Source organism: Geodermatophilus sp. SYSU D00525 (genome assembly GCF_054050475.1).
Genome location: NZ_JBJGZK010000001.1, coordinates 265,766 through 288,163 on the forward strand (window position 1 = coordinate 265,766; position 22,398 = coordinate 288,163).

The 22,398-nt window shown below is 75.8% G+C and carries 24 protein-coding genes; 12 read left to right on the forward strand and 12 right to left on the reverse strand.

The features are described 5' to 3' along the window. Window positions 1–8 precede the first annotated feature (8 nt). Window positions 9–1,448, forward strand: a complete 1,440-nt coding sequence (locus tag ACI796_RS01225; protein ID WP_456939431.1) for a M1 family metallopeptidase — start codon at window positions 9–11, stop codon at window positions 1,446–1,448. Window positions 1,449–1,476: 28 nt separating this feature from the next. Beyond that, a complete protein-coding gene (locus ACI796_RS01230; RefSeq protein WP_456939432.1) occupies window positions 1,477–2,493 on the forward strand; it encodes an LLM class flavin-dependent oxidoreductase in 1,017 nt (338 codons plus the stop codon). A gap of 4 nt (window positions 2,494–2,497) precedes the next feature. Here ACI796_RS01230 and ACI796_RS01235 read toward each other — a convergent pair whose 3' ends face one another. Beyond that, a complete protein-coding gene (locus ACI796_RS01235) occupies window positions 2,498–3,397 on the reverse strand; it encodes a diacylglycerol/lipid kinase family protein (protein ID WP_456939433.1) in 900 nt (299 codons plus the stop codon). A gap of 57 nt (window positions 3,398–3,454) precedes the next feature. Between ACI796_RS01235 and ACI796_RS01240 the strand changes: the two genes are divergently transcribed. After that, on the forward strand, window positions 3,455–4,600 hold the full coding sequence (locus tag ACI796_RS01240; RefSeq protein ID WP_456939434.1) for a MalY/PatB family protein: 1,146 nt from the start codon (window positions 3,455–3,457) through the stop codon (window positions 4,598–4,600). On the opposite strand, the gene ACI796_RS01245 is transcribed toward ACI796_RS01240, so the two are convergent. From ACI796_RS01245 to ACI796_RS01255, 3 genes are all read right to left on the reverse strand, one after another. Further along, window positions 4,597–5,070 carry a DUF3237 domain-containing protein gene (locus ACI796_RS01245; RefSeq protein ID WP_456939435.1) on the reverse strand — a complete coding sequence of 158 codons (474 nt, stop codon included), beginning with the start codon at window positions 5,068–5,070 and terminating at the stop codon, window positions 4,597–4,599. The two genes, ACI796_RS01240 and ACI796_RS01245, sit on opposite strands and share 4 nt — an antisense overlap. A 140-nt stretch (window positions 5,071–5,210) precedes the next feature. Next, the gene (locus tag ACI796_RS01250) at window positions 5,211–6,584 is read right to left on the reverse strand and encodes an FAD-dependent oxidoreductase (RefSeq protein WP_456939436.1); all 1,374 of its coding nucleotides are present in this window, start codon (window positions 6,582–6,584) and stop codon (window positions 5,211–5,213) included. Window positions 6,585–6,600: 16 nt separating this feature from the next. Further along, window positions 6,601–7,050, reverse strand: a complete 450-nt coding sequence (locus tag ACI796_RS01255; protein WP_456939437.1) for a flavodoxin family protein — start codon at window positions 7,048–7,050, stop codon at window positions 6,601–6,603. Window positions 7,051–7,351: 301 nt separating this feature from the next. Between ACI796_RS01255 and ACI796_RS01260 the strand changes: the two genes are divergently transcribed. The 6 genes from ACI796_RS01260 to ACI796_RS01285 all read left to right on the forward strand — a co-directional run bounded on the left by ACI796_RS01260 (window position 7,352) and on the right by ACI796_RS01285 (window position 11,547). Then, complete coding sequence (locus ACI796_RS01260) at window positions 7,352–7,921, forward strand: hypothetical protein (protein ID WP_456939438.1); 570 nt, start codon at window positions 7,352–7,354, stop codon at window positions 7,919–7,921. An 86-nt stretch (window positions 7,922–8,007) separates the two neighbouring features. After that, the gene (locus ACI796_RS01265) at window positions 8,008–8,487 is read left to right on the forward strand and encodes a hypothetical protein (RefSeq protein WP_456939439.1); all 480 of its coding nucleotides are present in this window, start codon (window positions 8,008–8,010) and stop codon (window positions 8,485–8,487) included. A 52-nt stretch (window positions 8,488–8,539) separates the two neighbouring features. Next, window positions 8,540–9,118, forward strand: coding sequence for a GNAT family N-acetyltransferase (locus ACI796_RS01270; protein ID WP_456939440.1), 579 nt, complete (start codon window positions 8,540–8,542; stop codon window positions 9,116–9,118). 156 nt (window positions 9,119–9,274) lie between these two features. After that, window positions 9,275–10,174, forward strand: a complete 900-nt coding sequence (locus ACI796_RS01275; protein WP_456939441.1) for an SDR family NAD(P)-dependent oxidoreductase — start codon at window positions 9,275–9,277, stop codon at window positions 10,172–10,174. Window positions 10,175–10,231: 57 nt separating this feature from the next. Further along, window positions 10,232–10,834 carry a helix-turn-helix domain-containing protein gene (locus tag ACI796_RS01280; protein WP_456939442.1) on the forward strand — a complete coding sequence of 201 codons (603 nt, stop codon included), beginning with the start codon at window positions 10,232–10,234 and terminating at the stop codon, window positions 10,832–10,834. Between the two features lie 41 nt (window positions 10,835–10,875). Then, window positions 10,876–11,547 (forward strand): enoyl-CoA hydratase-related protein, encoded by a 672-nt coding sequence (locus ACI796_RS01285; protein ID WP_456939443.1) that lies wholly within the window; start codon window positions 10,876–10,878, stop codon window positions 11,545–11,547. Between the two features lie 23 nt (window positions 11,548–11,570). Here the strand turns inward: ACI796_RS01285 and ACI796_RS01290 are convergent, their stop codons facing one another. The 3 genes from ACI796_RS01290 to icmF form a co-directional block, all read right to left on the reverse strand. Continuing rightward, window positions 11,571–12,695, reverse strand: coding sequence for an NDMA-dependent alcohol dehydrogenase (locus tag ACI796_RS01290; protein WP_456939444.1), 1,125 nt, complete (start codon window positions 12,693–12,695; stop codon window positions 11,571–11,573). Between the two features lie 88 nt (window positions 12,696–12,783). Continuing rightward, the gene (locus tag ACI796_RS01295) at window positions 12,784–13,611 is read right to left on the reverse strand and encodes a helical backbone metal receptor (protein WP_456939445.1); all 828 of its coding nucleotides are present in this window, start codon (window positions 13,609–13,611) and stop codon (window positions 12,784–12,786) included. After that, window positions 13,611–16,847 (reverse strand): fused isobutyryl-CoA mutase/GTPase IcmF, encoded by a 3,237-nt coding sequence (gene icmF / locus ACI796_RS01300; RefSeq protein ID WP_456939446.1) that lies wholly within the window; start codon window positions 16,845–16,847, stop codon window positions 13,611–13,613. The genes ACI796_RS01295 and icmF overlap by 1 nt, the downstream gene beginning before the upstream one ends. 189 nt (window positions 16,848–17,036) lie before the next feature. Here icmF and ACI796_RS01305 point away from each other — a divergent pair, with 189 nt between their 5' ends. After that, window positions 17,037–17,816 (forward strand): sporulation protein, encoded by a 780-nt coding sequence (locus ACI796_RS01305; protein ID WP_456939447.1) that lies wholly within the window; start codon window positions 17,037–17,039, stop codon window positions 17,814–17,816. Between the two features lie 71 nt (window positions 17,817–17,887). Beyond that, window positions 17,888–18,415: an NUDIX hydrolase gene (locus ACI796_RS01310; RefSeq protein ID WP_456939580.1), complete on the forward strand. Its 528-nt coding sequence runs from the start codon at window positions 17,888–17,890 to the stop codon at window positions 18,413–18,415. A gap of 16 nt (window positions 18,416–18,431) precedes the next feature. Here ACI796_RS01310 and ACI796_RS01315 read toward each other — a convergent pair whose 3' ends face one another. From ACI796_RS01315 to ACI796_RS01335, 5 genes are read right to left on the reverse strand one after another with little or no spacing between them, the layout of a single operon-like run. Further along, window positions 18,432–18,812, reverse strand: coding sequence for a DUF4267 domain-containing protein (locus tag ACI796_RS01315; protein ID WP_456939448.1), 381 nt, complete (start codon window positions 18,810–18,812; stop codon window positions 18,432–18,434). Continuing rightward, window positions 18,809–19,366 carry a hypothetical protein gene (locus tag ACI796_RS01320; protein ID WP_456939449.1) on the reverse strand — a complete coding sequence of 186 codons (558 nt, stop codon included), beginning with the start codon at window positions 19,364–19,366 and terminating at the stop codon, window positions 18,809–18,811. Before ACI796_RS01320 ends, ACI796_RS01315 begins: the two co-directional genes overlap by 4 nt. Further along, window positions 19,363–19,992 (reverse strand): class I SAM-dependent methyltransferase, encoded by a 630-nt coding sequence (locus ACI796_RS01325; RefSeq protein ID WP_456939450.1) that lies wholly within the window; start codon window positions 19,990–19,992, stop codon window positions 19,363–19,365. The genes ACI796_RS01320 and ACI796_RS01325 overlap by 4 nt, the downstream gene beginning before the upstream one ends. Continuing rightward, complete coding sequence (locus ACI796_RS01330; RefSeq protein ID WP_456939451.1) at window positions 19,989–20,900, reverse strand: alpha/beta fold hydrolase; 912 nt, start codon at window positions 20,898–20,900, stop codon at window positions 19,989–19,991. The genes ACI796_RS01325 and ACI796_RS01330 overlap by 4 nt, the downstream gene beginning before the upstream one ends. 29 nt (window positions 20,901–20,929) lie before the next feature. Continuing rightward, window positions 20,930–21,490, reverse strand: coding sequence for a TIGR03086 family metal-binding protein (locus ACI796_RS01335; protein WP_456939452.1), 561 nt, complete (start codon window positions 21,488–21,490; stop codon window positions 20,930–20,932). A 37-nt stretch (window positions 21,491–21,527) separates the two neighbouring features. Here ACI796_RS01335 and ACI796_RS01340 point away from each other — a divergent pair, with 37 nt between their 5' ends. Further along, a complete protein-coding gene (locus ACI796_RS01340) occupies window positions 21,528–22,367 on the forward strand; it encodes a helix-turn-helix domain-containing protein (protein ID WP_456939453.1) in 840 nt (279 codons plus the stop codon). Window positions 22,368–22,398 lie beyond the last annotated feature (31 nt).

Consider the following 22,398-nt stretch of genomic DNA (forward strand, 5'->3'; position numbering starts at 1 on the left):
GGTCATCCGTGCGCTCCCGCCCCCTGTACCGCCGGGCCGCCGTGGCCCTCGTCGCCGCCGCGTCCGTGGTCGCCGCCGCCGGCCCCGCTGCCGCGGCTCCCGGCGCCCCCGGCACCCCGCGCTACGCCGACGGCAGCACGTCCGGCGGGGACCCGTACTTCCCGGCCGCGGGCAACGGCGGCTACGACGTGCAGCACTACGGCCTGGACCTGTCCTGGTACGCCGACGGCCGGCTGGACGGCACGGCCGTCGTCACCCTCACCGCCACCCAGGACCTGGCGAGCTTCTCGCTCGACCTGCGCGGGCTGACCGCCTCCTCGGTGCTGGTCGACGGCAAGCCGGCCCGGTTCACCCAGCTGCCCGTCGACGCCGAGGGCCGTGGCGGCGAGCTGGTGGTCACCGTCGCGCCGAAGCTCGGGGCCGGCACGACACACGAGGTCACCGTGGTCTACGGCGGCACCCCGGGGCGGCCCACCGACGTCGAGGGGGCGTTCTACGGCTGGGTGACCGTCGACGACGGCGTCCTGGTCGCCAACGAGCCCGAGGGTGCGCCGACCTGGTTCCCGGTGAACGACGTCCCGACCGACAAGGCCACCTACGACTTCCGGATCACCGTCCCCGAGGGCAAGACCGCGGTGGCCAACGGCGAGCCGGTGGGCGCGCCGGTCACCTCCGGCGGCCGGACGACCTTCACCTGGCACGCCGGCGACCCGATGGCGAGCTATCTCGCGACGGCGTCGATCGGCGACTACTCCTCGACGACGCGGACCGGCCCCGACGGGCTGCCGATCCTGGACTTCGTCGACGACGGCGTGGCCGGCTCGGCGACCGACGCGGTCCTCGACCTGCAGCCGGCGATGATCGACTACTTCGAGGACCTCTACGGGCCCTATCCGTTCAGCTCGTTCGGGTCGATCGTCGACGACAGCGAGGACCTCGGGTACGCCCTGGAGACCCAGACCCGGCCGGTGTACTCCGGCGTCCCGGACGCGAGCACCGTCGCCCACGAGCTGGCGCACCAGTGGGTCGGCAACAGCGTGAGCCCGGAGACCTGGCGGGACATCTGGCTCAACGAGGGCTTCGCCACCTACTCCGAGTGGCTGTGGGAGGAGGCGTCGGGCGGCCGCACCGCGCAGCAGCAGTTCGAGGCGGTCTACAACCGCTCCGCGACGAGCTCCTTCTGGCGCACCGTGGTGAGCGACCCGGGGGCCACCGGCCTGTTCGCGGCCGCGGTCTACGACCGGGGGGCGGCCACGCTGCACGCGCTGCGCACCCGGATCGGCGACGCCGCCTTCTTCGACCTGCTGCACCGTTGGACCACCGCCAACGCCGGCGGCAACGTCACCACCGCCGACTTCGTGGCGCTCGCCGAGCAGGTCAGCGGGCAGGAGCTCGACGCCTTCTTCACCGACTGGGTCGTCGACCCGGACAAGCCCGCCCTGAACTGACCCACCGGGGGCGGGCAGGATCGGCTCCGTGCCCGCCCCCGGTACCGCGCTCGAGCGCCTCGGCTTCCTCACCATCGGCCTGTTCGACCCCGCCGACCCGGCCGCGGGCCACGAGACGACGCTGCGGACGGTCGAGCTCGGCGAGCGGCTCGGCTTCGACAGCGCCTGGCTGCGCCACCGGCACCTGCAGCACGGCATCTCCTCACCGGTCGCCGTCCTCGCCGCGGCCACCCAGCGGACCCGGCGGATCGAGCTCGGCACCGCGGTCACCCCGCTCGGCTGGGAGAACCCGCTGCGGCTGGCGGAGGACCTCGCCACCGTCGACGTCCTCTCCGGCGGCCGGCTCAACCCCGGGGTCAGCGTCGGCCCGCCGATGCACTGGGACGACGTCCGGGGCGCGCTCTACCCGGACACCGCCGACGTCGAGGACTTCTCCTACACCCGGGTGGAGCGGCTGCTGCGGCTGGTCGCCGGCGAGCCCGCGGCGTCGTTCGCCGGGCGGGAGGGCGTCGTCGAGGAGTGGTCGGACCGGGTGCAGCCGCACTCCCCCGGCCTGCGCGACCGGCTCTGGTACGGCGGCGCGAGCACCCGCTCCGCCCGGTGGGCCGGGCAGGCGGGCATGCACTTCCTCACCAGCAGCGTGGTCCGCGCCGAGGGCGGCTCGACCGACTTCGCGCAGATCCAGGCCGGCCAGGTGCGCGCCTTCCGCGAGGCGGACCCCGCCGGGCGGGTGTCACAGGGCCTGGTGGTCATCCCGACCGACAGCGCCACCGCCGGCCAGCGGGAGCGGTACGCCGCCTACGTCGAGGCCCGCAGCCCGCGGGTGGGGGTCCCCCAGGGACCGGGGAAGCTGCTGTTCGCCCCCGACCTGCTCGGCACCTCCGAACAGATCGCCGAGGCCCTGTACGCGCACGCCGGCTTCCGCGAGGTCACCGAGGTCGTGTTCGCGCTGCCGTTCAGCTTCGCCGAGGCCGACCACGAGCAGATCCTCACCGACACGGCCGAGCGCCTGGGCCCGCTGCTCGGCTGGTCCCCGGCCGCCTGAGCGCTCAGCGCGGCACGGACACCGACCAGGCGGCCGGGACCACCCGCCAGGTGCGCGCACCCACCGGCGGCAGCAGGTCCCCGTCGGCGTCCAGGCCGGCCGGCTCGCCGGACACGGTGACCTCCCGCCCGCGCACGACGACGACGTCGTCCCGCTCCGGGTGCCGGCCGCCGAGCAGCGCGACGGCGAAGGCGGCCCGCGCGGCGGGGCCGGTGGCCGCGCTGACCACGACGTCGGCGAGGCCGTCGCCGGGGTCGGCGCCGGGCGCGAGCGCGGTCCCGCCACCGATGGTGGGCCCGTTGCACACGCCGACCATGAGCAGCGGCGTCTGCCCGTCGGACGCCCAGCCGGCGGGCGCGGTGACGACGGCGCCGTCGACGGTCACCCGCAGCCGGTGCTCCGCGCCGGCGATCCCGGCGACCGCCGCACCGACGGGATAGGCCAGCACGCCGAGCCGGTCCTTGAGTCCCACGGCCTCGTCCGCGGCGCGGACGCCGATCCCGGCGTGCACCGCGTTGACCACCACACCCTCGGCGTCGTCGCGCAGCAGGTCCAGCCGGCGCGGGCCGCCGTCGAGGACGCACCGCGCGGCGGCGGCCGGGTCGTCGGGGAGCCCGAGCGCGCCGGCCAGGTCGTTGCCGGTGCCCAGCGGCACGACGCCGAGCGGGTCGGCGGGGTCGAGGGCGCCGGCGTGGTCCAGGGCGGCGACGACCGCGTGCACCGAGCCGTCGCCGCCGGCGACCACGAGCCGGCGCCCGTCCCGTCCGGCGAGCACCCGGCTGAGGTCGCCCGCGTCCGCGGTCGCCGCGACCTCGACGTCGGCACCGGCGCGCAGCACGTCCAGCGCCGGGTCCAGCCCGTCGGCGCTCCCCGCCGATCCGTTCACCACCAGCAGCACCCGCACGGGGAGCACCCTCCCAGCCCGCGCGGACCCCGGCCGCCCGCGGGCAGGATCGGCACCGTGACGAGTGACGCCGACGCCGTGGTCGCGGGCCTGCGCTCGCGCGGCAGCCTGAAGTGGACCCGCTACCCCGACGCGCTGGGCGCCTGGGTGGCCGAGTCCGACCTCGGCACCGCCCCCGCGGTCACCGCCGCGCTGCAGGACGCCGTCGCCCGCGGCCTGTTCGGCTACCTGCCGGACTGGCTCGCCGCCGACATGGCGCGGGCGACCGCCGGCTTCCTGCGCGACCGGCACGGCTGGGAGGTGCCGGAGGAGCGGATCCGGCCGATGGCCGACGTGCTGGCCGGGCTGTCCGCGGCGATCACCCACCTGTCCCGGCCCGGATCCCCGGTGGTCCTGCCGACCCCCGCCTACATGCCCTTCCTCGAGGTGCCGCCGGCGCTGGGCCGGGAGGTGCTCGAGGTGCCGATGGCCCGCGACGGCGACCGGTTCGTCTACGACCTCGACGCGCTCGACGCCGCCTTCCGCGCCGGCGGGGACCTGCTCGTGCTGTGCAACCCGCACAACCCGATCGGCCGGGTGCTCGAGCCCGCGGAGATGCTCGCCGTCGCCGAGGTGGTCGACCGGCACGGCGGCCGGGTGTTCTCCGACGAGGTGCACGCGCCGCTGGTCTTCCCCGGCGCCCGGCACGTGCCCTACGCGTCGCTGTCGGACACCACCGCCGCGCACACGCTCAGCGCCACCAGCGCGTCCAAGGCGTGGGACCTCGCCGGCCTCAAGTGCGCGCAGCTGGTGCTGTCCAACGACGCCGACGCCGCGCTGTGGGCGCGGGTCGGGCACGAGGTGGAGCACGGCTGCTCGACGCTGGGCGCGGTCGCCAACACCGCCGCCTACCGGGACGGCGTCGGCTGGCTGGAGGAGACGATCGCCGTCCTCGACCGGCACCGCCGGCTGCTCGCCGACCTCGTCGCGACGCACCTGCCCGGCGTCCGCTACCGCCCGCCGGAGGGCACCTACCTGGCCTGGCTGGAGGGCCTCCCGGCCGACGCCCCCGGCGACCTGCTGCTCGAGCGGGCCGGGGTGGCGGTGGTCGACGGTGCCCGCTGCGGCGAGGCCGGCCGGGGCGCGGTCCGGCTGAACCTGGCCACCCCCGAGCCGGTGCTGACCGCGATCGTCGGGCGGATGGCGGGCGTGCTGGCCCGCTAGGAGGGCGGCTCCCCGGCGGCCACCCGGTACACCCGGTACTCCACCCGCGCCCCGGGCAGCAGGCGCCCCTCTCCCACGAACACCGTCTGGTTGACCCACGCGTAGCGCTCGTCGCCGGTCTCGAGCCGGAGGGTGGTGATGAAGTACTGGTCGCCGAAGTCCGTCGGGGTGTCCCCGCCCTGCATGAGCGCCAGGACGGCCGGGGTGAGCTCCCAGATCCCCCCGTACTGGACGTAGACGTGGGCGCCGTCGACGGTCCGCATCGTGGTGCGCACGTCGAGCCGGCCGAAGCCGTCGGGGCCGACCAGCATCCAGTCCGCGCCACCGCCGACGATCGTGCCCTTGAGGCGGTCCCCCGAGATCTCGCCGCCGGTGATGGTCGCCTCGAGGCGGTTCCCGTAGGGCCCCGGACCGACCGGGTGGGGCTCGACGTTCGCGTGGTAGTCGAACTCCGGCACCAGATGGGGCATGGCGTCCCTCCCCCCGGGACGGGGCGGGCCGGGAGCCCGCCCCGGGCCCGGACGGTCCGCCGCCCCGACCGGACGGTCAAGGAACCCGCGCGCCCCCGGGCGTTCCGGACACGGCGCGTGCAGGCGGACCCCCGGCTGCGTCACCGGCGGGTGTCGGCCTCCACCGCCTCGAACGCCTTGCGGGCGGCGATGAGCACCGGGTCCCACACCGGCGCGAACGGCGGCGCGTAGGACAGGTCCAGGGACAGGACCTCGTCGACGGTCATCTCGTTCCAGATGCAGATGGCCAGCGCGTCGATCCGCTTGGCCGCGCCCTCCTCGCCGACCACCTGGGCGCCGAGCAGCCGGCCGCTGCGCCGCTCGGCGATCATCTTGACCCGGATCGGGGACGCGTTCGGCATGTAGCCGGCGGTGGTCGTGGAGTCGACGGCGGCGGTGACGAACGCGTAGCCGGCGTCCTCGGCCTCCCGCTCCGACAGCCCGGTGCGCGCGGCCTCGACCGTGCAGATCTTGGTGATCGCCGTCCCGATGACGCCGGGGAAGGTGGCGTAGCCGCCGCCGATGTTGATGCCGGCCACCCGGCCCTGCTTGTTCGCGTGCGTGCCGAGCGCGACGACGACCCGCTGCTTCGACAGCCGGTGCACCGACTCCACGCAGTCGCCGGCCGCCCACACCCCGGGCACCTGCGTGCGCATCCGCTGGTCGACGGCGACGCCCCCGGAGGTGCCGAGCGGGATGCCCGACTCCCTCGCCAGCCGCACGTTCGGCCGCACCCCGAGGCCGAGGACGACGAGGTCCGCGGGCAGCTCGCGGCCGCTCTCGGTGACCACCGCGCGCGCCCGCCCGTCGCGGTCGACGTCGATGCCCGCGACGCCGTCGCACAGGACCAGGTCGACGCCCTCGCTGCGGACGCCGTCGGCGAGGAACCGGCCGACGTCGGGGTCGAAGGTGCCCACCGGGGTGGCCGACTTGTCGACGACGGTGACCTCGAGCCCGCGCACCCGGCACGCCTCGGCGATCTCCAGCCCGATGTAGCCGCCGCCGACGACGACCACCCGCTGCACCCGCCCGCTGTCGAGCTCGGCCCGCAGCGCGACGCCGTCGTCGAGCACCTGGACGCCGTACACGCCCTTCGCGTCGATGCCCTCGACCGGCGGGCGCATCGGCACGCTGCCCGTGGCGTAGACGAGGTCGTCGTAGGGCTCGGTGCCCTGGGTGCCGGCGTCGAGGTCGCGCCAGTGGACGACGCCCTTGTCGGTGTCGATGCCGACGACCTCGGTGCGCGTGCGGACGTCGATTCCGGCGGCGCGGTGCTGCTCGGGCGTGCGGGCGACCAGCTGCGCCTCGCTGTCGACGGTGCCGGAGATCCAGTACGGGATGCCGCACGCGGAGTAGGAGGTCGCGCGGCCGCGCTCGAACACGACGACGTCGAGGTCGGGCCGCCGCTTCCTGGCCTGGGACGCCGCGCTGCCGCCGGCGGCGTCCCCTCCGATGACGACGAGACGGGTGCTCATCCCGGCAGGCTAGGACTCAGCGGCCCTCCAGGCTCACCGCGACGGTGGCGGCGAGCTCGCGGACCGCCTCGAGGTCGTCCTTCGTCGGGGCGCCGGTGAGCGACAGGGGTGCCGCGACCTGCTTCCACCGCAGGGCGCCGGTGATCGTGCCGATGGCCCTCAGCGCGCCGGCGGTGTCGTCGCCGCCGTGCACCCAGACGCCGAAGGGCAGGCCGACCGTGGCGTCCAGGCACGGGTAGTAGACCGTGTCGAAGAAGTGCTTGAGCGCGCCGCTCATGTAGCCGATGTTGGCCGGGGTGCCGAGCAGGACGCCGTCGGCGGCGAGCAGGTCCGCGGGCCCGGCCGACAGCGCCGGCCGCTCGACCAGGTCGGCCTCCTCGACCATCGCCACGCCCTCGCGGGCCGCCTCGAGCACCGCCTGCAGGTTCGGCGAGGGCGTGTGGTGGACGACGAGCAGCCGCGGCATGCCGCCATCCTGCCCACGCCGGTCGGTCGCCGCCGACGGCCGCGACCACGAGGCGCGACGGCTCGTAGGTCCCCACCCGCTGACCCTGCCGCCGGTCGCCGACCTCCGGCTGTCCCGGGCCGGCGGAGACCGCAGCAGGTCGACACCGGGCACGCCTGGTCGCCGAGGTGCGGACGAGGGCCGCCGTCGGCGAGGGCTCGACCACCGCCTCCCGCATCCCGGGAGACAGCGACGACGACGCTGCGTGGACGCGTCCGGTGGTGCTCGACGCGCCGAGCCCACGTCCCGCAGGATCGCGGGCATGGCGGACAACCCCCGGATCGGGCCCATCGAGCGGACCACGAAGCGGACGTGGGACGAGTGGCTCCGGTTCCTGGACGGTGTCGGCGCGCGGGACCTCGACCACCAGCAGATCGCGCTGCACGTCTACGAGGAGCTCGGCGACGGCTTCGAGCAGCGCGGCTGGTGGACCCAGTCGGTGACGGTCGCCTACGAGCACCACATCGGCCGCCGCGTCCCGGGCCAGCGCTCCGACGGCACCTTCCAGACCAGCGTCAGCCGGGCCACGCCGCTCGGCATGGCCGAGCTCATGGAGCGGTGGCGGGCGTTCGCCGACGGCGACGCGGCCGTGCAGGAGGTCGTCGCCGGCGGCGATCTCCGGGTCAGCGGCACCGACCGGCGCATCACCTGGCGGACGAAGGCGGCCGACGGTTCCTCGGTCGTCGTCACCAGCGAGCCGAAGAGGAACGGGACGGCGTCGCTCGTGGCGACCCAGATGGGCCTGCCCACCCTCGAGGCCAACGAGGCTGCCCGCGAGCGGTGGACGGGGATCGTCGAGCGGTTCCTGGCGGGCGCGCAGCCGGGCCGCTGACCCGGGGAGGCGGCACGCGAGACGCCCCTCCACGCGGCGCCTGACCGCTAGCCTCCCGCCGCCATCGGCGCGGCGGACGGAGGAACGTGGGCCTCAGGATCGGTACGGGGGTGCTGGCGGCCCTGGTCGCCGGCGCGTCACTCGGCGCGGTCAGCCGCGCGCTCATGTCCCTGGTCAGCCTCGCGGCCAGCGGGTCGAGCACGTTCTCGTGGAGCGGGACGTCCTTCGTCCTGCTGCTCCACGTGCTGGTCGCGGTCCCGGGCGGCGCGGTGGCCGGGCTGACGGTGCACCGGCTGCGCTGGCTGCTGCCGGTCGCCGGGGCGCTGTTCCTCTGCCTGCCGGCCGTCGGGGTGGCCGCGGCGGAGGTCGGCGCGACGGCGGGGTTCGGCGCCCTCCAGTGGCTCGGTGTCGTGAGCTTCGGTTCCGCCGTGTTCGCCACCATCGGGCTGTTGCCCGTGCTCACCGTCCGGCTGACCGACCGGTGGCTCGGCCGCCGTCGCGCCGTCGACCGCGGGGGATCCGGAACCGCGCCCGAGGGCACCGCTCCGGCGGCTCTCGGCACCTGAGCCCGGGCTCCGGGGCGTGGCCGCACGCCGCCGGCGTCACTAGCGTGGCGCGATGGCCATCGAGGTCCACCCGGCGACGCGGGAGCGGTTCGACGACGTCGCGACGGTGCTCGGCCCGCGGACCCCGGACGCGAACGTCTGCTGGTGCCTGAGCCACCGGCTCGACTCGCGCACCAACCGGGAGCTCGTCGGGCCCGCCCGGCGGGAGTACGTCCGCGAGCTCACCGGGCGCCCGGTCGCGCCGGGGGTGCTCGCCTACGACGACGGCGAGGTCGCCGGCTGGGCCGCGGTCGCGCCGCGGTCGGAGCTGCCCTTCGAGCGGTCGCGGAAGATCCCGCACGTCGACGACCTGCCGGTGTGGTCGCTGTGGTGCGTGCGCGTGCGTCCGGGGCACCGCGGGAAGGGCATCGCGCACGCCCTGCTCCGAGGGGCGGTCGAGTACGCGGCGGCGAACGGCGCCCCCGCCGTCGAGGGCTATCCCGCCGACAGCGGGGACGAGCGGGTCGACACGACCATGGCCTACGTCGGCACCCGGCGGCTGTTCGAGCGGGCGGGGTTCACCAAGGCCGCGGACACCGACGCCGTCGCCGGCGGCTTCCCCCGCGTCCTCGTGCGCCGCGCCCTCCCCTGACCCGGGACGTCACCGGTCGTCACAGCCGGTCGACGATCGGGCGGCCCACGCCGACCGCGACCGCCGGCGGTGCGCAGGACGGTGTCCGGTGTCCACGGGCGCACGAGGCTGGTCCCCAGGAGCGACGTCCACGGAGCCGGCTGTCGGGAGTGGGCCATGACCAGGGTGGCGATCGTGACCGGAGGCGCCTCGGGGATCGGGCGGGCGCTGGGAGCGGCGCTGGTGCGCCGGGGTGACCGGGTGGTCCTCGCGGACGTCGAGGGTGCGGCCGCGACCGAGGCCGCGGAGCGGCTCGCGGCCCTCGGCCCGGGGACGGCCTCGGCGGCTGCCGTCGACGTGCGGGACGCGGACGCGGTCGGCGCCCTGGTGACCGACACGGCCGGGCGGCACGGGCGGCTGGACCTGATGTTCAACAACGCCGGCCTGGGCATCCACGGGCCCGTCGAAGAGCTGTCCCCGGCCCACTGGGACCGGGCGATCGACGTCAACCTGCGCGGGGTGGTGCACGGCGTCCGGGCCGCCTATCCCCTGATGCTGCGCCAGGGTTCCGGGCACATCGTCAACACCGCGTCGCTCGCCGGCCTGCTGCCGAACCCGGGGGCCGCTCCGTACGGCACGACGAAGTGGGCGGTGGTGGGGTTGTCGCTGGCACTGCGCGTCGAGGCCGCGCCCCGAGGGGTGCGGGTCAGCGTGGTGTGTCCCGGCGTCGTCGACACCCCGCTGCTGGACAAGGGGATGCCGCCGGACCTCCCACGTGTCCCCACCGCGGAGGCCACCGACGTCCGCGGGGTGCTCACCAGGGCCAGCGGGGGGCACGTGCAGAGCGCCGACGCGCTGGCCGCGGACGTGCTGCGCGGGGTGGACCGCAACCGGGCGGTCATCGTCGCACCCCGGTGGGCGCGGGTCATGTGGCGCCTGATGCGCCTGTCTCCCTCGCTGGTCATGCGCCTCGAGCAGGGGATGATGGCCCGCGAGATGGGCCCGCCACGGACGGTCCCCGAGGCGGTGCCGGCACCCAGGACGGAGCCCGCGGAGGGTGCCCGCGCCCCCGGCTGACGTGGTGGAGCGCTCGCTCCACTACGCTGCGGTACCTCGTCCACGGAGGAGGTACCGATGCCCCGGCCCCGGCTCCACGCGCCCGACGCGGTCCTCGACGCCGCCGAGGAGCTGCTCGTCGACCGCGGCCGCGCGCAACTGACCGTCCGCGCGCTGGCCGCCCGGTCGGGGGCCTCGAACGGCAGCATCTACCACGCCTTCGGCTCGCTGGAGACCATCGCCGGGGCCGCCTGGCTGCGCCGCGCGCGGCAGTTCCTCGACCAGCAGCAGGCGGCCGTCGCGGAGGCCGGCCGGGACGCCCGCCGGGCGGTGCAGGCCGCCGCGGACGCCCCGGCCCGGCTCGCCGAGCAGGACCTGCGGGCGGCGCGGCTGCTGGTGGGGCTGCAGCGCGACGACGTGCTCACCGCCGCCGTCGCCCCGGACGTCGCCGACGGCCTGCGCGCCCTGGACGCCGCCCTGCTCGACACGCTGCGCCGGCTCGCCCGCTCGCTCTGGGACCGCGACGACGCCGCCGCCGTCGGTGCCGTCACCACCTGCGTCGTGCGCCTGCCCGCCGCGCTGCTGTTCCCCGGGATCCGCGCGGGGCGGGTCCACCCGCACACCCGCACCCAGCTCGCCGCCGCCGTCGGCGCGGTCGTCGACTGCGGTCCCCCGGCCTGAGTCGCCCTCCCCCACCCCCACCACGGACCCAGGAGCCTCCCGTGCCCACGCTCGCCCGCCACGACGACGTCTTCGTGCTCGACCTCGGCGACGACGAGAACCGCTTCTCCCCCGACTGGCTCACCGCCGTCGACAGCGCCCTGGACGAGGTCGAGGGCGCCCCCGGCCCCCGGGCTCTGGTCACCACGGCCACGGGCAAGTTCTTCTCCAACGGCCTGGACCTCGCCTGGCTGGCCGACCACGCCGACCAGCGCGACGCCTACGTCGCCCGCGTCCAGCGGCTGTTCGCCCGGGTGCTGGCGCTGCCGGTGGTCGGCGTCGCGGCGGTCCAGGGCCACGCCTTCGCCGCCGGGGCGATGCTCGCGCTCGCGCACGACCAGCGGGTCATGCGCGCCGACCGCGGCTTCTGGTGCCTGCCGGAGATCGACATCGACCTCCCGTTCAGCCCCGGCATGTCCGCGCTGGTCCAGGCCCGGCTGACCCCGCAGACGGCGCACGTGGCGATGACCACCGGCCGCCGCTACGGCGGCACGGACGCCCTCGCGGCGGCGATCGTCGACAGCGCCGTCGCCGAGGAGGACGTCCGCCCGGCCGCCGTCGAGATCGCCGCCGCGCACGCCGGGAAGGCCGGCCCGACCCTGGGCACCATCAAGTCCCGCCTGTACGCCCCGGCCCTGGCCCTGTTGCGGGACGCGGTGGCCCCCCGCGGCTGAGCACCGTCAGGGCGGCCGGCCGCTCAGTCGAAGACGACGAGCCCGCGGATGTTCTTGCCGGCCTTCATGTCGTCGAAGCCCTCGGCGACCTGGTCCAGCGAGTAGGTCCGCGTGACGAGCTCGTCGAGCTTGAGCGTCCCGGCCACGTACTGGCTCAGCAGGCTGGGGATGTCCCACCGGGGGTTGCAGCCGCCGAACAGCGCGCCCTGCAGCCGCTTCTGGAACACCGTGAACATCGTGTGGTTGATCGGGATGCCGCCCGCCTGGCGCATGCTCCCGGTGCCGGTGAGCACGACCGTGCCGGCCTTGCGGATGGAGGCCACCGCCTCGGCGATGTGGTCGCCGGTGACGACACCGACCGCCACGACGGTCGCGTCGGCGCCCTGGCCGTTCGTCATGGACCGGGCGAGCTCCGTGGCCTCGGCCATGGTCCCGGCCGTGTGCGTCGCGCCGAGCTGCTTGGCGGTCTCGCGCTTGAACTCGACCGGGTCGACGGCGATGACCGCCCGCGCGCCGATGGCCCGGGCGGCCTGCACGCTGTTGATCCCGATCCCGCCGACGCCCATGACGATGACCACGTCGCCGTCGCGGGCGTCGGACAGGTTGGTGACCGACCCCCATCCGGTGGGGACGCCGCAGCCGACGAGCGCGGCCTTGTCGAGCGGCACGTCGGGGTCGATCTTCACCGCCGACCGCGCGTCGACGACGGTGTGCTCGCTCAGCGCGGCGAGGCCGTAGGCCTGGCCCACCGGCCTGCCCTGGTAGGACATCCGGAAGCTGGTCGGGTCCTCGATCCGGGCCCCGCTGAACAGCCGCGCGCCGAGGTCGCAGAGGTTCTGCCGGCCGGTCGAGCACATCCGGCACCGTCCGCAGACCGCGACGAAGCTCAGCACCACGTGGTCACCCTCGGCCCACCCGGGGGTGTGGGGACCGACGCCGACGACGACGCCGGCGCCCTCGTGGCCACCGGCGAGGGGCAGCCGGAGGGGCGGGGCACTCCCCGGCGGGACGTCGTGGTCGTCGGTGTGGCACAGCCCGACGGCGGCCATCCGCACGAGCAGCTCACCCTCGCGCGGCTCGTCGAGGTCGACCTCGGTGACCTCGTACCGGCCGGGCTGGGTGTGGAGTACGGCACTGCGGGTCTTCACGACGGCTCCTCGCGGGCATCCGGGCAGGTGACGAGGGTCACACTGAGGTACCGGACAGTATCGGAGGACGCCCGGTTTGCGGAATCCGTCAGCGCCGGATCGCGGCCAGCAGGTCCGCGCGAGCGGTGGCCAGCGACGGGCCGTACCAGGTCAGCGCCCGCCCGGAGACCAGCACCGACCGCACCCCGGGGAACGCCTCGGGGCCGTCGTCGGCGGTGAAGAGGTAGGGCTCGTCGGGCAGCAGGACGACGTCGGGCCGCGCGGCCAGGACGTCGCCGACCGACACGTGCGGGTAGCGGTCGACCCCCGCACCGAAGACGTTGACCAGCCCGAGACGGGCCAGCACGTCGCCGGTGAAGGTGCGCGGGCCGACCACCATCCACGGGTCCCGCCACACCGGGACGGCGCAGCGCAGCGGCGGCTCCGGCGCCGGCTCCGCCCACGCGCGGGCGGCGTCCGTCAGCCAGCCGGGCTCGGGGACGCCCAGCGCCTCGGCGAACAGCCGCCGCATCGAGGCCAGCGCCTCGTCCACCGACTCGATCACCGTCACCCACACCGCGACGCCCGCCGCGCGCAGCCGCTCGACGTCCAGGCGCCGGTTCTCCTCCCGGTTGCAGACGACGAGGTCGGGCGCCAGCGCCGCGATCGCCGCCCGGTCGGGGTTCTTGGTGCCGCGGACGCGCGGCACGTCGAGGTCCGCGGGGTGGGTGCACCAGTCGGTGGCGCCGACCAGCCGCTCGGGCACGGTCACCGCCAGCGCCTCGGTCAGCGAGGGCACCAGCGACACCACCCGCCGGGCCGGCCCGGCCAGCGGCACCGGCTCCCCGAGGTCATCGGTGGTGACGTGCTGGAACGGCCCCGCTGCAGGGGCCCGCCACGAGCGCAGCGAGTGGTGGGGGGCAGCGGGGTCCTCCATCAGACGTTGCGGCGGTACTGGCCGCCCACCTCGAAGAACGCGTCCGAGATCTGGCCGAGCGAGCACACCCGGACGGCGTCCATGAGCGCGTCGAAGACGTTGCCGCCCGACGTCGCCGCCTCCTGCAGCCGGGCGAGCGCCGCCGGCGCCTCGTCGGCGTGCCGGGCGTGGAAGTCGGCCAGCCGGTCCAGCTGGGACTGCTTCTCCGCCTCGGTGGCGCGGGCCAGCTCCAGCTCCTTGGGCGGTTCGGAGCCCGAGCGGGGGTCGAGGAAGGTGTTGACGCCGACGATCGGCAGCGAGCCGTCGTGCTTGCGGTGCTCGTAGAGCATCGACTCGTCCTGGATCCGGCCGCGCTGGTAGCCGGTCTCCATCGCGCCCAGCACGCCGCCGCGCTCGGCGATCCGGTCGAACTCGGCCAGCACCGCCTCCTCGACCAGGTCGGTGAGCTCCTCGACGATCGCCGACCCCTGCAGCGGGTTCTCGTTGCCGGCCAGCCCCCACTCGCGGTCGATGATCATCTGGATGGCCAGCGCCCGGCGGACCGAGTGCTCCGACGGCGTCGTCACCGCCTCGTCGTAGGCGTTGGTGTGCAGGCTGTTGGCGTTGTCGTAGATCGCGCACAGCGCCTGCAGGGTGGTGCGGATGTCGTTGAAGTCCATCTCCTGCGCGTGCAGCGACCGGCCCGACGTCTGCACGTGGTACTTGAGCTGCTGCGAGCGCGCGCCGGCGCCGTAGCGGTCGCGCATCGCGACCGCCCAGATCCGCCGCGCGACCCGGCCGATCACCGTGTACTCGGCGTCCATCCCGTTGGAGAAGAAGAAGCTCAGGTTGGGCGCGAAGTCGTCGATCGCCATGCCGCGGGCGAGGTAGGCCTCGACGTAGGTGAAGCCGTTGGCGAGGGTGAAGGCGAGCTGGCTGATGGGGTTAGCCCCGGCCTCGGCGATGTGGTAGCCGGAGATCGAGACCGAGTAGAAGTTGCGCACCCGGTGCTGGATGAACCACTCCTGGATGTCGGCCATGCAGCGCAGCGCGAACTCGGTCGAGAAGATGCAGGTGTTCTGGCCCTGGTCCTCCTTGAGGATGTCGGCCTGCACCGTGCCGCGGACGGTGGCCAGCACCCAGGCGCGGATCTCCTCGGCCTCGGCGGCGTCGGGCTCGCGGCCCTCCTCCTCGCGGAAGCGGTCCAGCCGCTGCTCGATCGCGGTGTTCATGAACATCGCCAGGATCGCCGGGGCGGGGCCGTTGATCGTCATCGACACCGACGTCGTGGGCGCGCACAGGTCGAACCCGTCGTAGAGCACCCGCATGTCCTCGAGCGTGGCGATCGAGACGCCGGAGGTGCCGACCTTGCCGTAGACGTCGGGCCGCGGCTGCGGGTCACGGCCGTAGAGGGTCACCGAGTCGAACGCCGTCGACAGCCGGGTGGCCTCGTTGCCGGCCGACAGCACCCGGAACCGCCGGTTGGTGCGGAACGCGTCGCCCTCGCCGGCGAACATCCGCGCCGGGGCCTCGCCGGAGCGCTTGAACGGGAAGACGCCGGCCGTGTACGGGAACGCGCCGGGCAGGTTCTCCCGCCGCAGGAACCGCAGCAGGCCGGCGGCGTCGGAGGTCCGGGGCAGCGCCACCCGCGGCACCTCGGTCCCGCTGAGCGTCTGGCGCTTCAGCGGGGTGCGGATCTCCTTCCCGCGCACCGTGTAGACGAACTCGTCGCCGGAGTACTGCTCCACCCGCGCCGGCCACTCCTCCAGCAGCGTGCGCACCTCGGGCAGCAGCTCCCGGTCGGCGGCCTCCGCCGCCGCCCTCGCCGCCTCGGCGGCGTCCCCGTCCAGCACGTCGGCCGCGGTGGTCAGGTGCTCCCGCCGCCGGACGACGGCGGCCTGCTCCTCGGTCACCCGGTGGTGCGCCCGCACCGCCTCGGCCACCTCGGCCAGGTACCGCGACCGCGACGACGGGACGACGCTGGCCAGCCCGGTCGAGGCGCGCACGTCCACCCGCGGCAGCACACCGGTGCCCGCGGGCAGGCCCTTCTCCACGAGCAGGCCGAGCAGGTGCTGGTAGAGCGCGGTGACGCCGTCGTCGTCGAAGCGGGCGGCGCTGGTGCCGAACACCGGCATCTGCTCCCACGGGACGCCGAACGCCTCGCGGTTGCGGACCATCTGGCGGGCGACGTCGCGGCGGGCGTCCTCGGCGCCGCGCCGCTCGAACTTGTTGATCGCGACGACGTCGGCGAGGTCGAGCATGTCGATCTTCTCGAGCTGCGACGCGGCGCCGAACTCCGGCGTCATGACGTAGAGCGAGACGTCGCTGAACGGCACGATCGCCGCGTCGCCCTGCCCGATGCCCGGCGTCTCCACGATGACCAGGTCGAACCCGGCGGCCTTCACCGCGGCGAGGACGTCGTCGAGGTGCGCCGGCACCTGCGCGCCGGCGGTGCGGGTGGCCATCGAGCGGAAGAAGGTGTGCGACCCGTCGCCGGACTCCAGCGCGTTCATCCGGATCCGGTCGCCGAGCAGCGCGCCGCCACCGCGGCGGCGGCTGGGGTCGATCGCCACGACGGCGACCCGCAGCTTGTCCTCCTGGTCGCGGCGCAGCCGGCGCAGCAGCTCGTCGGTGAGCGAGGACTTGCCCGACCCGCCGGTGCCGGTGATGCCGAGGACCGGCACGGTGCGGGTCGCGGCGGCCTCGCGGACGCGGGCGGCGAGCGCCTCGTCGGCGCCGGCCTCCAGCACGCTGATCGCCCGGGCCAGCGCCCGCGGGTCGCCGGTGAGCAGCGCGTCGACGTCGGGACCCTCGGCCGTCAGGTCGACGTCGCAGGCGCGGACCAGCTCGTTGATCATCCCGGGCAGACCGAGCCGCGCGCCGTCCTCGGGGCTGAACACCCGCACCCCGCGCTCGGCGAGCAGGGCGATCTCCTCGGACACGATGACGCCCCCGCCACCGCCGAAGACCTGCACGTGGCCCGCCCCGGCGTCGGCCAGCCGCTCCTTGAGGTAGCTGAAGTACTCGACGTGCCCGCCCTGGTAGCTGGAGATCGCGACGCCCTGCACGTCCTCCTCGACGGCGGCCCGCACCACCTCGTCGACGCCACGGTCGTGGCCGAGGTGCACCACCTCCGCGCCCTGGCTCTGCAGCAGCCGCCGCATCACGTTGATCGCCGCGTCGTGCCCGTCGAACAGGCTGGCCGCAGTGACGAAGCGGACGGGGTGGACGGGCACGTGCAGCTCCGCAGACGCCATGGCTGCACGGTAGGCGCGATTTAGTAGGACGTCCAACCATCTCGGCGTGTCCCACACGGGGCGTCGCGGACCGGCCCGGTGACGTCGGCCCGGTGGGAGGCTGACCGGCACGCGCGGGAACCCCTCGTCAGGTCCCGGCCGTCGTGTCAGGGTGCCCGCCGTCCCCGAACCGAACGGAGCAGCACCCCCATGGCCTTCCGCAACCTGATGGCGAAGCTCGGCGCCGGCAACGCGAGCGTCGACGCCGTCCTCGACCGCCCCGTGACCACCCCCGGCGGCACCGTCACCGGCACCGTGCACCTCACCGGCGGGCAGGTCGCCCAGGAGATCAACGAGATCCGGGTGTCCCTGCAGGCCACCGTCGAGGTCGAGAGCGGCGACAACGAGTGGAAGGAGAACGTCACCTTCGGCACCGCGCCGATCGCCGGCGCCGGCCGGATCGAGGCGGGCGCGAAGGCGGCGATCCCGTTCAGCTTCCCGGTGCCCTGGCAGTGCCCCTTCACGACGCTCGACGGCTGGACGCTGCGCGGCGTGAAGATCGGCCTGCGCACCAAGGTCGACATCCCCGGCGCCGTCGACCCCGGCGACCTCGACGCGGTGACGGTCGAGCCGCTGCCGGTCCAGCGCACCGTCGTCCGGGCGCTCGACGGCCTGGGCTTCCGCTTCCGCGGCGCGGACGTCGAGAAGGGCCGGCTGGCCGGCAGCGACCTGCCCTTCTACCAGGAGGTCGAGTTCGCGCCGCCGTCGTCGCTGCGCGGGCGCGTCAACGAGCTCGAGGTGACCTTCCTGGCCGGCCCGCACGGCGTCGAGGTCGTGCTCGAGGTGGACCGGCGCGGTGGGCTGCTCACCGAGGGCCGCGACGTGGGCGGCCGGCTGCAGTTCGGCCACCACGACACCGACGTCTCCGCGGTGGCCGCGCAGCTCGACGCCGCCGTCCGCCAGCTCGGCGCCCGGCGCGGCTGGCTCTGAGCACCCCCGACCGGGACACGGCGGCCGCGCGCCTGCGGGACCTCCCGCGGCGCGCGGCCGGCCGCCCCGACCTGCGCCAGGCCGCCGTCGCCGTCTGCGTCACCTGCACCGGCGACGTCCCGGCCCTGCTGGTCACCCGCCGCGCGGCCGGGCTGCGGGCGCACGCCGGGCAGTGGGCGCTGCCCGGCGGCCGGCTCGACCCGGGCGAGACCCCGGTGCAGGCCGCGCTGCGCGAGCTGGAGGAGGAGGTCGGGCTGGTCCGCGGGGCGGACGACGTCCTCGGCCTGCTCGACGACTACGTGACCCGCTCCGGCTACGTCATGACCCCGGTGGTCGTGTGGGCCGGGGACGCCGGGGAGCTGCGCCCGGCCGAGGCCGAGGTGGCCGCGGCGTACCAGGTGCCGCTGGCCGACCTGGACGTCGAGCCGGTGCTGGTGTCCATCCCCGAGTCCGACGCGCCGGTCATCCGGCTGCCGCTGCTCGGCGGCTGGGTGCACGCCCCGACCGCCGCGGTCGTGTACCAGTTCTGCCAGGTGGTGTGCCGCGGGCGGCACACCCGCGTGGCGCACCTCGAGCAGCCGGTCTTCGCCTGGCGCTAGCGCGTCCGGTCCGGCGTCAGCGGCGGTGCCAGCGAGCCGCGCCGTAGGAGGCCAGGCCCAGCACGATCCCCGACAGGACGGCGCTGCGCCGGGCCACGTCGCCCTCGGCGCGGGAGGTCCACACCGCGGCGGCGTCCAGCGCGGTGAGCAGCAGCGTCACCTCGGTGGTGCGCCGCGCCTGCGGTGCCGGGGTCACCAGCAGCGCGGCGCCCATCGCGATGTTGCGGGCCGCGCCCAGGCGCACCAGCAGCGGCAGCGCGACGTCGTCCCGCGCCGCGTCGGGGCGCACCCCGAGCGTCTCGGCGATCCACCGGGGCGCGAACAGCGCCGCCGTCCCGATCCACACCGACAGCGACCCGACGGTCCTGCGGGTGACGTCCCAGTCGTGACTGCTCACGGGCGGCCCTTGCCCGCGAACGCCCTGCTCGAACCGGCGGTGAGCACCAGCACGACGGCGAGGAACGGCAGCGTCGCCCAGCTGGCCACCACGTCGCTGAGCGTCGCCACGGTGAACGCCGCCGCCGACGGGGCGCCCAGCGGGCCGACGACGTGCTCGAGACCGAGCGCGGCGACAGACGCGGGCACGGTCAGCAGCGCCGACACCGCGCCGCCGAGCACCACGCCGGCGACCACCGCGGCCGGCGAGGTGCGCACCGCCCGCAGCGCGGTCGCCGTCCCCCGGGCGAGCGCGCCGCCGGGCCGGACCCGGCCGGTGCCGGGCAGGTCGGTGAGCGCGCCGGTCAGCCACAGCTGGGCGAGCAGGCCGGTGGCGAAGCCGACGACGTCGACCAGCAGCGCGTGCGCGACGCTCGGGTCCCGGTACACGAGCAGCTGGCGCAGCACGTCGGGGACGGTGTTGACCAGCGTGACCGCGAGCGAGAGGGCGTAGACCCGCCCGGCGTGCCGGCGCAGCAGCGCCAGGGTCTCCCGGACGACCGCGGAGACGCTCACGCGCGGGTCGCGACGGCTTGGATCCAGCGGTCGCCGGCCGCCCGCCGCAGCCGCCCCGGCGGCACCTCCAGCCCGTGCGCGCGCAGCTCGGCCAGCAGCTGCTCCGTGGAGAACCGGTCGGCCGGGTGGCGGGAGACCGCGCGCAGCCACGGCGCGTCCACGAACCGCGCGGTCATCTCGGTGAGCGCCAGCTGCCCGCCCGGGCGCAGCACCCGCGCGACCTCGGCGACGGCGGCCCGCCAGTCCCGGACGTGGTGCAGGGCGTGGAAGTCGACGACGAGGTCGGTGCTCGCGTCGTCGACCGGGAGCGCGGTGGCGTCCCCGACGCGGAAGGCCACCCGGTCGGCGAGGTCGGCGCAGGCGATGCGGGCGCGGCCCACGCTGGCCGGGTGGAGGTCGAACGCGGTCACCTGCGTGGCGCCGAGCCGCTCGACGGCGACCCGCGCGCCCAGGCCGCGGCGGCCGGTGCCGATCTCGACGACGCGCTCGCCGCGGGCGCCCAGCCGGCGCAGGATGCGTCCCTCGACCCGCAGGCCGATCTCGTACCGGAGGCGGGAGTCGACCCACAGGCGGTTGGCGTCGACGTAGGTCGGGGGCACGGTGCTGCTCCCGCGCGCGGCAGTCATGCCGGGCGGCTACCCACGTCGCGGGCGAGCGCACCGTAGACGTCGCGGGCGTGGTCGAAGACGAGGAAGTGCCCCTCGCCGGCGTGCCAGTGCGCGGTGACCGACGGCAGCATCCCGGCCAGCACCCGGCCGAGCGCGACCGGCACCTGCCAGTCCTGGGTGCCGTGCCAGAGGTGGACGTGTTGACGCACCTCCCCGACCGGGAAGCCCCAGGGCCGGAACAGCAGCGCCCGGTCCTCGGCCAGCACCCCGGCGCCCTGGCGCAGCCCCTCGGTGAACGTGCGCGCGAGCACCCGCCGCACCGCGGGCCGGCCGATCACCCGCCGGTCGGCGGGGTTCAGCCGCAGCTGCAGGTAGCGGGGCAGCAGCTGCGGGCGGACCGTCAGCGGCGCGAACACCGGCCGCAGCAGCGCCGCCGTCGCCGGGGACGGGCGGTGCGCGGCCGCGCGGACCGACGTCGGCAGCCAGCCCGGCCACGGCCACGGGACGTCCGGCGGCGGGGCGCCGCCGAGGATGCCGACGGCGGTCACCCGGTCGGGCAGGGCGTGCGCGCAGGCCAGCGCGTAGGCGGCGCCGCCGGACAGCGACAGGACGGCGAACCGGTCGATGCCGAGGGCGTCGAGCAGCTGGACGACGTCGTCGGGCCAGTCGGTCACCCGCCGGCCGGGCTGGGGGTCGGAGGCGCCGAAGCCGGGCCGGTCGGGGACGACGAACCGCACACCCCACCGCCGGTAGGCGGCGGGGTCCTCGACGTGCCGCTCGAACCGGGAACTGGGCGAGCCGTGGCAGCCGAGCACCGGCCGGCCGTCGGGGTCGCCCCACTCGGCGTAGGCCATGGTGCGGCCGTCGCGCAGCTGCAGCCGGCCCTCGCGGGGCCCGTCGGCGAGGTGGGTGCTCCCGGGGTGCATGCCCGGGGGCTACCCGGCGGGCGGGCGGGTCAGGCGCGGCGGCCGAGCAGCGCCAGGACCCGCGCCGGCCGGTCGGCGCCCTCCGGTGCGTCCACCCGCCGGCAGATGCCGTCCGTGTAGAGGGCGTCGCCCCAGCTCCGGGCGCCGGACTCGATGCGGTCGAGCTCGGCAGCCGTCAGCGTCGCGTCCTGGCCGGTGGCGCGGGCGAGGTCCCAGCGGTGCACGACCATGTCCCACACGTAGAACTGCGCCAGGGTCTCGCCCACCGTCGTGGGGCCGGAGAAGCCGTCGTACCCGGCGTCGGCCACGGCCGGGTCGGCGACGGCGGCGAGCACCCGGGCGGCGTGCCCGCGCAGGGCCGCGGCGGGGTCGGTGGCGACGTCGGGCGCGGGGCCGAGGTCGATGCCCCGGCCGGTGAGGAACTCGCGCTGGGTGTCCACGAGGTGGGTCACCAGGTCGCGGGCGGTCCAGTCCTCGCACGGCGTGGCGGCGTCCCACCCGGCGGCGGGCACGGCGTCGGCGACGGCGAGCAGCGGCTCCAGGACGGCGGCGTAGTCGGCGGCGATCGGCGTGGTGGTCGTCGTGTCCATGGCCCGAGCCTGGCCGCGTGCGGCAGCCTGCGTCTTGATGGAACCCGACAGCGCCGCCGTCCACCGCCGCGACACCATCGAGCGGGCGCACCTGCGCGACCCGCGCGACGCCTCGCACGTCATGTACCGGCACGAGGCCACCGGCCCGCTCGCGGCGCTGGTGCAGCGGTTCTGGATCCCGGTCTGGTCGGTGCCGCCCGGGGACGAGGCGGTGCAGCGGGTGCTGCAGTACCCGGTCTGCCTGGTCGTCGTCGCGCCGGACTACGCCCGCTTCTACGGCGTCGTGTCGGGGCTGTCGACGACGACGCTCACCGGCGACGGCTGGGCGGTCGGCGTCATGCTCACCCCCGCCGCCGGTGCGCTGGTGGCCGGCGGGCCGGTGGCGGCGTACACCGACCGGCACGTCGACGTCGGCGAGGTGCTCGGCGCCGACGGCGCCCGGCTGGCCGCGCGGGTGCGCGCGGCGATGGCCGCCGACCCGCACTCCCCCGCGGCGCACGCGGAGGCGAGGGCCGCCTACGACGACGCGCTGCACCGGTTCCTGCCGGTCGACGAGGAGGGCGCGCTGGTCGACCGGCTGGTGGCGCTGGTCGAGTCGCGGCCGGACCTCACCCGGGTCGACCAGCTGTGTGCCGAGACGGGGCTGTCCGAGCGGGCGCTGCAGCGGCTGGTGTCCCGCCGGCTGGGCCTGACGCCCAAGTGGCTGGTGCAGCGGCGGCGGCTGCAGGAGGCCGCCGGCCGGCTGCGCGACCGGACGGCGACGCTGGCCGGGGTGGCGGCCGACCTGGGCTACGCCGACCAGCCGCACCTGACCCGCGACTTCGCCCGGGTCACCGGGATGACACCGGGCGAGTTCGCCGCGCGGTACGCGCAGTAGGGGCAGAGTGCGCTACGCGCAGTAGGGGCAG

Bases quoted from the DNA above. Each gene is read 5' to 3' on its own strand.
- ACI796_RS01305 (WP_456939447.1), top strand. From the start codon at position 17,037: ATGGCCTTCCGCAACCTGATGGCGAAGCTCGGCGCCGGCAACGCGAGC.
- ACI796_RS01325 (WP_456939450.1), bottom strand. From the start codon at position 19,992: ATGACTGCCGCGCGCGGGAGCAGCACCGTGCCCCCGACCTACGTCGAC.
- ACI796_RS01280 (WP_456939442.1), top strand. From the start codon at position 10,232: ATGCCCCGGCCCCGGCTCCACGCGCCCGACGCGGTCCTCGACGCCGCC.
- ACI796_RS01255 (WP_456939437.1), bottom strand. From the start codon at position 7,050: ATGCCGCGGCTGCTCGTCGTCCACCACACGCCCTCGCCGAACCTGCAG.
- ACI796_RS01275 (WP_456939441.1), top strand. From the start codon at position 9,275: ATGACCAGGGTGGCGATCGTGACCGGAGGCGCCTCGGGGATCGGGCGG.
- icmF (WP_456939446.1), bottom strand. From the start codon at position 16,847: ATGGCGTCTGCGGAGCTGCACGTGCCCGTCCACCCCGTCCGCTTCGTC.
- ACI796_RS01295 (WP_456939445.1), bottom strand. From the start codon at position 13,611: ATGGAGGACCCCGCTGCCCCCCACCACTCGCTGCGCTCGTGGCGGGCC.
- ACI796_RS01335 (WP_456939452.1), bottom strand. From the start codon at position 21,490: ATGGACACGACGACCACCACGCCGATCGCCGCCGACTACGCCGCCGTC.
- ACI796_RS01245 (WP_456939435.1), bottom strand. From the start codon at position 5,070: ATGCCCCATCTGGTGCCGGAGTTCGACTACCACGCGAACGTCGAGCCC.
- ACI796_RS01340 (WP_456939453.1), top strand. From the start codon at position 21,528: ATGGAACCCGACAGCGCCGCCGTCCACCGCCGCGACACCATCGAGCGG.
- ACI796_RS01270 (WP_456939440.1), top strand. From the start codon at position 8,540: ATGGCCATCGAGGTCCACCCGGCGACGCGGGAGCGGTTCGACGACGTC.
- ACI796_RS01260 (WP_456939438.1), top strand. From the start codon at position 7,352: ATGGCGGACAACCCCCGGATCGGGCCCATCGAGCGGACCACGAAGCGG.
- ACI796_RS01250 (WP_456939436.1), bottom strand. From the start codon at position 6,584: ATGAGCACCCGTCTCGTCGTCATCGGAGGGGACGCCGCCGGCGGCAGC.
- ACI796_RS01330 (WP_456939451.1), bottom strand. From the start codon at position 20,900: ATGCACCCCGGGAGCACCCACCTCGCCGACGGGCCCCGCGAGGGCCGG.